General features: G+C 50.3%; 11 protein-coding genes. All 11 read left to right on the top strand.

Annotation, left to right across the window (positions count from 1 at the left end; translation table 11 throughout):
- The 11 genes from OTK50_RS01660 (at position 1) to pyrE (ending at position 12,751) form a co-directional block, all read left to right on the top strand.
- The gene (locus OTK50_RS01660; protein ID WP_224224244.1) at positions 1–915 is read left to right on the top strand and encodes an RluA family pseudouridine synthase; all 915 of its coding nucleotides are present in this window, start codon (positions 1–3) and stop codon (positions 913–915) included.
- Positions 916–1,103: 188 nt separating this feature from the next.
- Complete coding sequence (gene pyrR, locus OTK50_RS01655; RefSeq protein ID WP_003154392.1) at positions 1,104–1,649, top strand: bifunctional pyrimidine operon transcriptional regulator/uracil phosphoribosyltransferase; 546 nt, start codon at positions 1,104–1,106, stop codon at positions 1,647–1,649.
- 154 nt (positions 1,650–1,803) lie between these two features.
- Positions 1,804–3,114: a uracil permease PyrP gene (pyrP, locus tag OTK50_RS01650; protein WP_045207376.1), complete on the top strand. Its 1,311-nt coding sequence runs from the start codon at positions 1,804–1,806 to the stop codon at positions 3,112–3,114.
- A 142-nt stretch (positions 3,115–3,256) separates the two neighbouring features.
- Positions 3,257–4,171, top strand: a complete 915-nt coding sequence (locus OTK50_RS01645) for an aspartate carbamoyltransferase catalytic subunit (RefSeq protein WP_045207377.1) — start codon at positions 3,257–3,259, stop codon at positions 4,169–4,171.
- Positions 4,155–5,441, top strand: a complete 1,287-nt coding sequence (locus tag OTK50_RS01640) for a dihydroorotase (RefSeq protein ID WP_224224245.1) — start codon at positions 4,155–4,157, stop codon at positions 5,439–5,441. Before OTK50_RS01645 ends, OTK50_RS01640 begins: the two co-directional genes overlap by 17 nt.
- Entirely contained in the window at positions 5,438–6,532 is a 1,095-nt protein-coding gene (locus OTK50_RS01635) for a carbamoyl phosphate synthase small subunit (RefSeq protein WP_032874843.1), read from the top strand. Before OTK50_RS01640 ends, OTK50_RS01635 begins: the two co-directional genes overlap by 4 nt.
- Positions 6,517–9,732 (top strand): carbamoyl-phosphate synthase (glutamine-hydrolyzing) large subunit, encoded by a 3,216-nt coding sequence (carB, locus tag OTK50_RS01630; protein WP_224224246.1) that lies wholly within the window; start codon positions 6,517–6,519, stop codon positions 9,730–9,732. The genes OTK50_RS01635 and carB overlap by 16 nt, the downstream gene beginning before the upstream one ends.
- Complete coding sequence (locus tag OTK50_RS01625) at positions 9,729–10,499, top strand: dihydroorotate dehydrogenase electron transfer subunit (protein WP_014417732.1); 771 nt, start codon at positions 9,729–9,731, stop codon at positions 10,497–10,499. The genes carB and OTK50_RS01625 overlap by 4 nt, the downstream gene beginning before the upstream one ends.
- A complete protein-coding gene (locus tag OTK50_RS01620; RefSeq protein ID WP_003154377.1) occupies positions 10,499–11,434 on the top strand; it encodes a dihydroorotate dehydrogenase in 936 nt (311 codons plus the stop codon). Before OTK50_RS01625 ends, OTK50_RS01620 begins: the two co-directional genes overlap by 1 nt.
- Positions 11,403–12,122 carry an orotidine-5'-phosphate decarboxylase gene (gene pyrF / locus OTK50_RS01615; RefSeq protein ID WP_224224247.1) on the top strand — a complete coding sequence of 240 codons (720 nt, stop codon included), beginning with the start codon at positions 11,403–11,405 and terminating at the stop codon, positions 12,120–12,122. Before OTK50_RS01620 ends, pyrF begins: the two co-directional genes overlap by 32 nt.
- Positions 12,119–12,751 (top strand): orotate phosphoribosyltransferase, encoded by a 633-nt coding sequence (gene pyrE, locus OTK50_RS01610; protein ID WP_286280510.1) that lies wholly within the window; start codon positions 12,119–12,121, stop codon positions 12,749–12,751. Before pyrF ends, pyrE begins: the two co-directional genes overlap by 4 nt.
- Positions 12,752–12,790 lie beyond the last annotated feature (39 nt).

Raw genomic sequence — 12,790 nt, 5'->3', positions numbered from 1 at the left:
ATGAATCAATTTGAGATAACCGTTCAGCCTGAACAAAAGAGCGAACGGATTGATAAATTTTTGGCTTCAACGGGAGAAAACTGGTCACGCACTCAAGTGCAGCAATGGGTAAAAGAGGGACTGGTATCCGTTAACGGCAAATCCGTAAAAGCGAATTATAAAATGCAGCCCGGCGATCAGGTAAACGTCACCATTCCTGAACCGGAAGAATTAGACGTGCTTGCAGAACCGATGGATTTGGACATTTACTATGAAGACCAGGATGTCTTGGTTGTGAACAAACCGCGCGGCATGGTTGTACACCCGGCGCCCGGCCATGTGACAGGGACGCTTGTAAACGGACTGATGGCTCACTGCAACGACCTTTCCGGCATTAACGGTGTCATGCGTCCGGGAATCGTGCACCGGATTGATAAAGATACTTCCGGTCTGTTAATGGTCGCTAAAAACGATATGGCGCATGAATCTCTCGTTAATCAGCTCGTCAATAAAACCGTGACGAGAAAGTACACAGCGGTTGTCCACGGGTTGATTTCACATGATGACGGAACGATTGACGCTCCGATCGGGAGAGATAAAAAAGACCGTCAAAGCATGACCGTAACAAGAGAAAGCAGCAAAAACGCCGTCACGCATTTCCACGTGCTTGAGCGTTTTCAAGATTTCACGCTCGTAGAGTGCCGGCTTGAGACCGGAAGAACGCATCAGATCCGTGTTCATATGAAATATATCGGGTTTCCTTTGGCGGGCGACCCGAAGTACGGACCGAGAAAAACCATTGATTTCAATGGTCAGGCGCTTCATGCCGGAATATTAGGTTTTGATCATCCGCGGACGGGCGAATACATGGAGTTTGAAGCGCCCCTTCCTGAAGATATGAAAAAACTCATTGAAGATTTAAGAAATAGCCATTGACAGCGACTTTCTTTTCTGAAATAATAAAAACAAGCTGAATAGATTCTTTAACACAGTCCAGAGAGGCTGAGAAGGATAACGGATAGGACAGAAGAGATACGCATGTGTCTTCGTCCTGGAAAGGAACCCCTCTATGCTCTGGCAGGAGGGGTTTTTTCTTCTTATATACGAATGGAGAGGTGTCACGAGTGAATCAAAAAGCTGTTATTCTCGACGAACAGGCGATCAGGCGGGCGCTGACAAGGATAGCCCATGAAATGATCGAACGGAATAAAGGAATGAATGACTGCATTCTTGTAGGGATTAAAACAAGAGGCATTTATTTAGCGAAGCGGCTGGCCGAGCGGATCGAACAGATTGAAGGAAATCCGGTCACCGTCGGGGAAATTGATATCACCCTTTACCGTGACGATCTCACGAAAAAAACGAGCAATGAAGAGCCGCTTGTAAAAGGCGCGGACATTCCGGCCGATATCACAGACCAAAAGGTCATTGTGGTTGATGATGTGCTTTATACCGGCCGGACGGTGAGAGCTGCGATGGATGCCCTCGTTGATGTCGGACGGCCGTCATCGATACAGCTTGCCGTGCTTGTCGACAGAGGGCACCGGGAGCTGCCGATCAGAGCGGACTATATCGGGAAAAACATTCCGACCTCAAAAGCTGAAAAAGTGATGGTTCAGCTGAGCGAAGTTGATCAGACTGATATGGTCGCCATTTACGAAAATGAATAATCACCCTTTTTAAATGCATTCCAGAGAGTTTGCAAAGAGGATTTTAAAACACAGAGCCGGGCGGATCGACGCGGCCGGGTTTTGTATGCCTCTTTGCGCAAAAAGCAAAGAGGTTTTTTTATACCATTTGAAAGTCAACCGGGAGGAAAACGCCATGAGTAAGAAAAAAGTAAACCTGGGAGTCAGGGACGTCCCCAATCCATTGTCCTGGCTGTCATTCAGCCTGCAGCATTTATTCGCCATGTTCGGTTCAACCATACTCGTGCCGAAACTGGTCGGAATGAGCCCGGCAGTGGCGCTTGTCACGAGCGGAATCGGGACACTCGCCTATCTCTTGGTGACAAAAGGCCAGATTCCCGCTTATCTCGGCTCATCATTCGCCTTTATATCACCGATTATCTTGGTGAAGGCGACGGGAGGGCCGGGGGCTGCCATGGTCGGCGCTTTTCTGGCGGGAATTGTGTACGGCCTGATCGCGCTTCTCATCAGGCAGCTTGGAACGGGGTGGCTGATGAAGCTGCTGCCCCCGGTGGTCGTCGGGCCGGTCATCATCGTCATCGGCCTCGGACTGGCAAGCACAGCCGTCAATATGGCAATGTATGCTGATCCGAATGCGAAGGAACTCGTCTACAGCTTGAAACATTTCAGTGTAGCCGGCGTCACTTTGGCAATCACCATTATCTGCGCCATCTTTTTACGGGGATTTTTAAGCCTGATTCCGGTATTGATCGGCATTATAGGCGGATATCTGTTTGCGCTGACACAGGGCATCGTCAATTTTCAGCCGGTCATTGATGCAAAGTGGTTCGCCGTTCCTGAATTTATCATCCCTTTCAAAGACTATACGCCGTCAGTGACATTGGGCATTGCGGCTGCGATGGTGCCGGTCGCTTTCGTGACCATGTCAGAACATATCGGCCACCAAATGGTGCTGAGTAAAGTCGTCGGACAGGATTTCATTAAAAAGCCGGGACTGCACCGGTCCATAATGGGGGACAGCATAGCGACGATTATCGCTTCGTTAATCGGAGGCCCGCCGACGACAACATACGGCGAAAACATCGGTGTACTGGCAATTACGAGAGTTTTCAGCGTCTTTGTCATCGGCGGCGCGGGAGTGATTGCGCTGTGCTTCGGATTTATCGGAAAAGTATCAGCGCTGATCAGCTCTGTTCCGTCCGCAGTTATGGGAGGCGTTTCCTTCCTGCTCTTCGGAATTATCGCCTCCAGCGGTTTAAGAATGCTGATTGACAACAACATTGATTATGAAAACAAGCGAAATTTAATTATCACATCCGTCATTCTCGTGATCGGCGTCGGAGGGGCTTTTATTCAAGTATCAAAAGGCGGGTTCCAAATATCCGGCATGGCGCTTGCGGCAATCGTCGGAGTCATCCTGAACCTTATCCTGCCGCATGCAAATGAAGAAGACGCGATGGCATCAGAAAAACAAAATCATATGTAAAACCTTTTAAAGAAAGTCCAGAGAGGCTTGGAAGGGTTATAACGGGAAGAAGCTGTACGCTGCTTCTCTCTTTAACCGCACCCCGAGTCTATAGACCGGGGTGTTTTTTTACGGCCTTCAAGCGGAAACGGAGGAGAAAAACATGAATCATTTAACGGCGATGTCTGAACTGAGCACTGCTGAAATTGCAGAACTGCTGCGTGAGGCAAAAGCGATAAAAGAGGGTACAGTCCGTCCCGATCTCGCGGGAAAATTCGTTGCGAATCTGTTTTTTGAACCGAGCACGAGGACGCGGTTCAGCTTTGAAGTGGCGGAAAAGAAACTCGGGATGAACGTGCTCAGCTTAGACGGCACGAGCACAAGCGTTCAAAAAGGCGAGTCCTTATACGACACGGTCAAAACACTGGAATCAATCGGAGCGGACGCCTGCGTCATCCGGCACAGCACGGATGAATATTACAAAGATCTGACCGGCAGAGTCAATATTCCGATCTTAAACGCCGGCGACGGCTGCGGCCAGCACCCTACCCAGTCGTTGCTTGATTTAATGACGATTCAAGAGGAATTTGAGACCTTTCAGGGCCTGACGGTTTCCATTCATGGCGATATCAAACACAGCAGGGTGGCAAGGTCGAATGCCGAAGTGCTGACAAGGCTCGGCGCACGTGTACTGTTTTCTGGTCCGCCGCAATGGCAGGATGAGAAAAACGCCTTCGGCACCTGTGTTCAGACGGATGAAGCCATACAAGCTTCAGATGTCGTCATGCTGCTCCGCATCCAAAATGAAAGGCATCAGACAGAAGCCGACCAAAAAGGCTACCTGGAAGCATACGGGCTGACCGCAAAGCGGGCGGAGAGCATGAAGCGGCATGCCATCATCATGCATCCCGCACCGGTGAACAGAGGAGTCGAAATTGACACAACATTAGTGGAATGCGGAAAATCAAGAATCTTTAAACAAATGGAAAATGGTGTGTATATCAGAATGGCAGTCTTAAAAAGAGCACTGCAAACCAATGTGAAAAGGGGAGAAGCGGCTTATGTCTTATCTCATTAAAAACGGCTGGATGTTAAATGAACAAGGAGAAAAAGTGGCACAGGATATCCGGGTAACGGGTGAATTTATTTCGGAAACCGGGCTTCTGACAGCGAAAGACGGAGAAACGGTGATCGACGCTGGGGGACTGTTCGTTTCACCGGGACTCGTAGACCTTCATGTCCACTTCAGAGAACCGGGCGGCGAGAAAAAAGAAACCATTGAGACGGGCTCTAAAGCCGCGGCGCGGGGAGGCTTTACCACAGTCGCAGCCATGCCGAATACAAGACCGGTGCCGGATACGAAAGAGCAGATGGAATGGCTGCAAAACCGGATCAAAGAAACCTCATCTGTCAGAGTTCTTCCTTACGCATCCATTACGATCAGACAAACCGGCCAAGAAATGACAGATTTTGAGGCGCTTCATGAAGCCGGCGCATTCGCCTTCACCGATGACGGCGTCGGCGTTCAGACTGCCGGAATGATGTATGAAGCCATGAAACGGGCGGCTTCAATAAATAAAGCGATTGTCGCTCATTGTGAGGATAACTCGCTGATTTACGGAGGAAGCGTGCATGAAGGTTCTTTTTCAAAAGCGAACGGCCTGAACGGCATACCTTCCATTTGTGAAGCGGTACATATCGCCCGTGACGTGCTGCTGGCGGAAGCGGCGGGCTGCCATTACCATGTGTGTCATATCAGCACGAAAGAATCCGTCAGAGCCGTAAGAGACGCAAAAAAAGCGGGAATCCGCGTTACGGCGGAAGTGTCGCCGCACCACCTGCTGCTTTGTGACGAAGATATCCCGGGACTTGATACCAATTTTAAAATGAATCCGCCCCTTCGCAGCAAAGAGGACAGGGAGGCGCTGATTGAAGGGCTTTTAGACGGCACGATTGATTTCATCGCCACTGACCATGCGCCGCATACAGAAGAAGAGAAAAACACGGACATGAAGCTTGCGCCTTTCGGTATCGTCGGTTTAGAAACTGCCTTTCCGCTTCTGTACACACATTTTGTGAAAAACGGGGCGTGGACGCTGAAGCAGCTGGTTGATTTCATGACGGTGAAACCTTGCGAGGCATTTGATCTTCCGTACGGAACGCTTGCACCGGGGGCGCCGGCTGACATCACCCTGATTGATCTGGAAAAAGAAGCAGCCATTGACAAAGATACATTTTCATCTAAAGGAAAAAATACGCCATTCAACAAGATGAAGTGCTTCGGCTGGCCTGTTGCAACGATGGCTGCCGGTAAGCTTGCATACGAAGAAGGGAGACTCGTCAAATGAAAAGAAGACTAGTGCTGGAAAATGGAGCGGTATTTGAGGGTGAAGCATTCGGGAGCCTGGAACATACAGCGGGTGAAGTCGTATTCAACACGGGAATGACCGGTTATCAGGAAATTTTATCAGACCCTTCTTACTGCGGGCAGATCGTGACGCTGACGTATCCTCTGATCGGCAACTACGGAATTAACAGAGATGACTTTGAATCCATCACTCCTTTTGTAAAAGGGCTGATCGTAAAAGAACTGTGCGAGCTGCCTTCCAACTGGCGTTCGGCTTACACGCTTGACGAGTATTTGAAAATGAAAAATATCCCCGGCTTACAAGGGATTGACACGAGAAAGCTCACAAGAATGATCCGCACGGCCGGCGCATTAAAAGGAACGTTTGCTTCAAGTGAGGAGAATGTCGGAGAGGTTCTTGCAAGGCTGAAAGAAACGGAACTGCCGAGAAATCAAGTCGCTCAAGTATCTGCGAAAACGGCATATCCGAGTCCGGGCCGCGGCAAACGCATCGTACTCGTCGATTTCGGTATGAAGCACGGCATTTTAAGAGAGTTAAACAAAAGAAAATGCGATGTCATCGTTGTGCCGTACAATGTAACGGCGGAAGAAGTGCTTCAGCTCAAGCCGGACGGCATCATGCTTTCTAACGGACCCGGAGATCCGAAAGATGTGCCGGAAGCCATTGAAATGATAAAAGGCATACTCGGGAAGGTGCCGTTATTCGGAATCTGCCTCGGCCACCAATTATTTGCGCTGGCATCCGGAGCGGAAACGGAAAAAATGAAATTCGGACACAGGGGTTCCAATCATCCGGTTAAAGAGCTTGCGACAGGGAAAGTCGCTTTAACCGCCCAAAACCACGGATATACAGTTTCTTCAATAGATGATACAGAGCTTGAAGTGACGCACATTGCGATCAATGATCAAACGATCGAAGGACTCAAGCATAAAACATTGCCGGCATTTACGGTTCAGTACCACCCTGAAGCTTCACCGGGGCCGGAAGACGCCAATCATTTATTTGACAGATTCATTGACTTGATCGAAACAACTGAGAAAGAAGGGGAAGCGGTATGCCAAAACGCGTAGATATTAAAAAGATTTTAGTGATCGGATCAGGCCCGATTATTATCGGACAGGCGGCGGAATTTGATTATGCGGGCACACAGGCGTGTCTCGCTTTAAAGGAAGAAGGCTATGAAGTCATTCTCGTCAACTCGAATCCGGCAACGATTATGACGGATACGGAAATGGCTGATCGGGTATACATAGAACCGCTGACGCCGGAGTTTCTCACGCGTATTATCAGAAAAGAACGGCCGGACGCCATCCTGCCGACTCTGGGAGGACAGACCGGACTGAATCTTGCCGTCGAGCTGTCTGAACTCGGGGTTCTTGAGGAATGCGGAGTGGAAGTGCTCGGCACAAAGCTGTCCGCCATCCAGCAGGCGGAAGACCGCGACTTATTCCGTACGCTGATGAATGAGCTGAATGAACCGGTGCCGGAAAGTGAGATCATCCGCACTTTACAGGAAGCCGAGGAATTTGTCGGCCGGATCGGGTTTCCGGTTATCGTGCGCCCTGCTTACACATTAGGCGGAACGGGCGGCGGCATCTGCTCGAATGAAGCGGAACTGAAAGAGATCGTCGAAAACGGATTAAAACTCAGCCCCGTCCATCAGTGCCTTCTGGAAAAAAGCATTGCCGGTTACAAAGAGATCGAATATGAAGTCATGAGAGACAGCAGAGATCACGCGATCGTCGTCTGCAACATGGAAAATATCGATCCGGTCGGCATCCATACGGGTGACAGCATCGTCGTTGCCCCGAGCCAGACTTTGAGCGACCGGGAATACCAGCTTTTGCGCAATGTTTCATTAAAGCTGATCCGCGCGCTCGGCATTGAAGGCGGCTGTAATGTTCAGCTCGCACTCGATCCCGATAGCTTCCAATATTACATTATCGAAGTGAATCCGCGGGTGAGCCGCTCATCTGCCCTCGCCTCAAAAGCGACGGGTTACCCGATCGCAAAGCTTGCGGCGAAAATCGCAGTCGGGCTTTCTCTTGATGAAATGATGAATCCCGTAACGGGAAAAACATATGCGGCTTTTGAGCCCGCACTTGACTATGTCGTTTCTAAAATCCCGCGCTGGCCGTTCGACAAATTTGAGTCGGCAAACCGCAGGCTCGGGACGCAAATGAAAGCTACCGGAGAGGTCATGGCTATCGGACGCACCCTTGAAGAATCGCTGTTAAAGGCGGTCCGCTCACTTGAAGCCGATGTCTATCACCTGGAACTGAAGGATGCGGAAGAGATTTCTGACGGACTTTTGGAAAAACGGATCAGAAAAGCCGGGGATGAACGCCTGTTTTATCTTGCTGAAGCGTTCAGAAGAGGCTACACAGTGGAGCAGCTTCATGAGTTTTCCGCAATTGACGTATTCTTTTTGCACAAGCTCTGTAAGCTGGTCGCTTTTGAAACAGAGCTGAAAGCGGAAAAAGGCAGCCTCGCCGTCCTTCAGACAGCGAAGGAACTCGGTTTCTCCGACAAATATATCAGCCGGGAATGGAATATGCCGGAACAAGAGCTGTATCAAATGCGAAAAGAAGCAGACATCAAGCCTGTATATAAAATGGTGGATACATGCGCGGCGGAATTCGAATCAGAAACCCCGTACTTCTACAGCACATATGAGGAAGAGAACGAGTCTGAGGTTACATCAAGAAAAAGCGTCGTCGTCCTCGGTTCCGGGCCGATCCGTATCGGACAGGGAGTCGAATTTGACTATGCGACCGTTCATTCTGTCTGGGCGATCAAGCAGGCAGGCTATGAAGCGATTATTATCAACAACAACCCTGAGACGGTGTCCACTGATTTCAGCATATCAGACAAACTGTATTTTGAACCGCTGACGGTAGAAGATGTCATGCACATCATTGATTTGGAACAGCCGGAAGGCGTTGTTGTCCAATTCGGCGGCCAGACGGCGATCAACCTTGCGGAAGAATTGAGCGCCCGCGGCGTCAAAATTCTCGGCACATCACTTGAAGATTTAGACCGTGCGGAAGACCGGGATAAGTTCGAGCAGGCGCTTGAGGCGCTGAATGTGCCGCAGCCGCTCGGGAAAACCGCCGTGTCGGTGAACGAAGCTGTCAAAATCGCCGCATCCATCGGTTATCCGGTACTTGTCCGCCCTTCGTATGTGCTCGGCGGCCGGGCGATGGAAATCGTCTATCACGAAGAAGAGCTGCTTCACTATATGAAAAATGCGGTCAAAATCAACCCGCAGCATCCCGTGTTAATCGACCGTTATCTGACAGGGAAAGAAATCGAAGTCGATGCTGTATCTGACGGTGAAACAGTCGTTATTCCGGGAATTATGGAGCATATCGAGCGGGCCGGCGTCCATTCAGGGGATTCAATCGCCGTCTATCCGCCTCAGACTTTAAGCGAAGACATTAAGAAAAAAATCGAACAATACACTGTAGCCTTGGCAAAAGGCCTTAACATCATCGGGTTGCTGAACATCCAGTTCGTACTGTCGCAAGGTGAGGTGTATGTGCTTGAGGTAAATCCGCGGTCAAGCAGAACCGTGCCGTTCTTAAGCAAAATCACAAAAATCCCAATGGCGAACCTGGCGACAAAGGTCATTCTCGGTCAAAAGCTTGCTGATTTCGGCTATCAAGAGGGGCTGCAGCCTGAGCAGCAGGGGGTATTCGTGAAAGCGCCTGTCTTCTCATTCGCGAAGCTGAGAAGAGTGGATATCACGTTAGGCCCTGAAATGAAGTCGACGGGAGAGGTCATGGGCAAAGATTCAACCCTGGAAAAAGCGCTCTATAAAGCGCTGATTGCTTCTGGCATTCAAATTCCGAACTACGGCTCAGTGCTGTTGACCGTTGCCGATAAAGATAAAGAAGAAGGACTGCTGATCGCCAAGCGGTTCCACGCCATCGGCTATAAAATCTTGGCGACGGAAGGAACGGCGGCTTATTTGAAAGACGCTCAGATTCCGGCTCAGGTCGTCGGAAAGATCGGCGAAGAAGGGAAAAATCTGCTCGATGTCATCAGAAACGGCGAAGCGCAATTTGTCATCAATACGCTGACAAAGGGCAAACAGCCGGCCAGAGACGGCTTCAGAATCCGCCGCGAATCTGTTGAAAACGGAGTCGCCTGCCTGACATCTTTAGATACGGCCGAAGCCATTTTGCGGGTATTGGAAAGCATGACATTCCGGGCGGATCATATGCCTGCATCCGAAACCAATCAAAAGGCGGCAGTCACGATATGAAAAAAGCGCATTTGACTGTTCAATCCAACTTAGAAATTGCTGATCGGATTTATAAGATGGTGCTGAAAGGAGAGCTTGTCCGGCACCTTACCGAGCCGGGTCAATTTCTTCATCTGAAGGTGAGTGACGCGGTCACGCCGCTATTAAGAAGACCGCTCAGCATTGCGGACGTCAATTTCGCTGCGAATGAAGTATCCGTTATCTACAGAGCTGACGGTGAGGGAACGCGTCTTTTGTCCGAGAAAAAAGAGGGCGGCAGGATAGACGTTCTCGGCCCTCTCGGCAACGGGTTCCCCGTCCGGCGGATTGAACCCGGCAAAACCGCGCTGTTAGTCGGAGGCGGAGTCGGGGTTCCGCCTTTGCAGGAACTGTCAAAGCGCCTGACGGAAAAAGGCGTAAACGTCATTCATGTGCTTGGATTTCAATCAGCAAAGGATGTTTTTTACGAACAGGAATGTCGTGCGTACGGAGACACCTATGTGGCGACGGCTGACGGAACATATGGAGAGAAAGGGTTTGTCACCGATGTCATCCGTGAAAAGCAGCTCGAATTCGATGTCCTGCTAAGCTGCGGACCGACACCGATGCTGAAAGCTCTGAAGCAGCAGTACGGCCATAAAGAGGTTTATCTTTCGATGGAAGAGCGGATGGGCTGCGGCATCGGTGCCTGCTTCGCCTGCGTGTGCCGCACGGGTGAAAGCGATACATCCTATGTAAAGGTCTGCCTTGACGGGCCGGTATTTAAAGCTGAGGAGGTGGCGCTGTAATGTTAGAGGTGAATCTGCCGGGTCTCCAATTGAAAAACCCGATCATCCCCGCTTCCGGATGTTTCGGTTTCGGGAAAGAATATGCCGGATTTTACGATTTATCATGCCTCGGAGGCATTATGATTAAAGCAACGACGAACGAAGCCCGCTTCGGAAATCCGACGCCGAGAGTGGCGGAGACAAGCGCGGGAATGCTGAATGCCATCGGACTGCAAAATCCCGGCCTTGAGCATGTGCTCAATCATGAGCTGCCTTGGCTCGAACAATTTGACACGCCGATTATCGCAAATGTCGCCGGTTCTCAGGTGGACGACTATAAAGAAGTGGCCGAGCACATCAGCCAAGCGCCGAATGTGCATGCGCTTGAGCTTAACATTTCATGTCCGAATGTCAAAACGGGGGGGATTGCTTTTGGTACTGATCCCGTCATGGCGGCCGAACTGACAAAAGCGGTGAAAGAAGTTTCCGCAGTGCCTGTGTATGTGAAGCTTTCGCCTAATGTCGCAAACATAACCGAAATTGCCAAAGCGATTGAAGCGGCCGGTGCTGACGGTCTGACGATGATTAATACTCTCATCGGGATGAGGCTCGATCTCAAGACGGGCCGGCCGATCTTAGCAAATAAAACGGGCGGACTGTCAGGCCCGGCGATCAAACCGGTCGCCATCCGGATGGTATACGAAGTCAGCCAGGCCGTTCAAATCCCGATTATCGGGATGGGCGGCGTTCAGACCGCAGAGGATGCATTAGAATTTCTTCTTGCGGGAGCAAGTGCGGTTGCCGTCGGCACGGCAAACTTCGTCAATCCGTTCGTCTGCCCGGAAATCATAGAACAGCTTCCCCGTGTGCTGCGCCAACACGGCTTTCAATCTGTAAGTGAATGCATCGGAAGGAGCTGGAAACATGAAAAACAACCTGCCCATCATCGCGCTTGATTTTGCATCAGGGGAAGAGACTTTAACGTTTTTAGACTTGTTTGAAAAGGAAAGGCTTTTTGTCAAAACGGGGATGGAACTTTTTTATCAGGAAGGCCCCGCCATCATTCACCAATTAAAAGAACGGAACTGTGATATATTTTTAGATTTAAAGCTTCATGATATCCCGACTACGGTCAATAAAGCGATGAAGCGGCTGGCCGGACTCGGCGTTGATCTCGTCAATGTGCATGCGGCAGGGGGCGCACGCATGATGCGCGCGGCCCTTGAGGGGCTTGAAGAAGGCACGCCGGCAGGCAGAAAACGCCCGTCTCTAATCGCGGTGACGCAGCTGACCAGCACTTCAGAGCAGGTGGCGAAGGAAGAGCTTCTGCTGCATAAGCCGCTGTTAGAAACGGTTGTGCATTACGGCAAAATGGCGGAAGAGTGCGGGCTGGACGGAGTGGTATGTTCGGTACATGAAACAAAAGCCATTTATGAAGCGGTCCGGCCTGCATTTCTGACAGTCACGCCGGGCATCCGCACGGCCAGTGACGCAGCTGACGATCAAGTCCGGACGGCGACTCCGTCATTTGCGAAAGAAAACGGTTCGTCAGCGATCGTCGTGGGCCGCTCAATTACAAAAGCGGAAAACCCCGTTGAAGCATATGAAGCAATTAAACTGGAATGGGAGGGCGTTCGCCGATGAAACAGGCTATCGCAAAACATCTATTACACATTGAAGCTGTCTTTTTACGCCCGAATGAGCCGTTTACGTGGGCGAGCGGCATTTTATCACCGATCTATTGTGACAACCGTCTGACATTGTCGTATCCAAAAGTGAGAAATGATGTGGCGGAAGGGCTCGGCAAACTGCTGAAAGAGCATTTTCCCGAGGCGGAGATGATCGCGGGCACTGCAACGGCGGGCATTCCGCATGCTGCGCTTCTCGCAGATCGTACAGGCGCGCCGATGTGCTACGTCAGAAGCAAACCGAAAGCGCACGGCAAAGGAAATCAAATAGAAGGCGCCATTAAGAAAGGACAAAAAACAGTCGTGATTGAAGACTTGATTTCTACCGGGGGCAGCGTGCTTGAAGCTGCGGCGGCCCTTCAAAGAGAGGGCGCGGAAGTCCTCGGCGTCATTTCCATTTTTACATACGGACTGCCGAAAGCAAAAGAAGCCTTTAAAAAAGCGGGTCTTCCTTATTACTCGTTAACGGATTATGACACGCTGATTGAAGTCGCGCTTGAAAACGGAACGATTCATTCAGCTGACATTGAAAAACTGAAATCATGGAAACAGAATCCCGAGTCAAAAGATTGGTTTAAAAAATAATGACAATAAAAACAGGCCTCAGGGCCTGTTTTATTATTC

The organism is Bacillus sp. NEAU-CP5 (assembly GCF_026420705.1).
In the GTDB taxonomy this organism is placed as follows: Bacteria; Bacillota; Bacilli; order Bacillales; family Bacillaceae; genus Bacillus; species Bacillus velezensis.
This window is presented reverse-complemented; position numbering and strand designations above follow the sequence as displayed.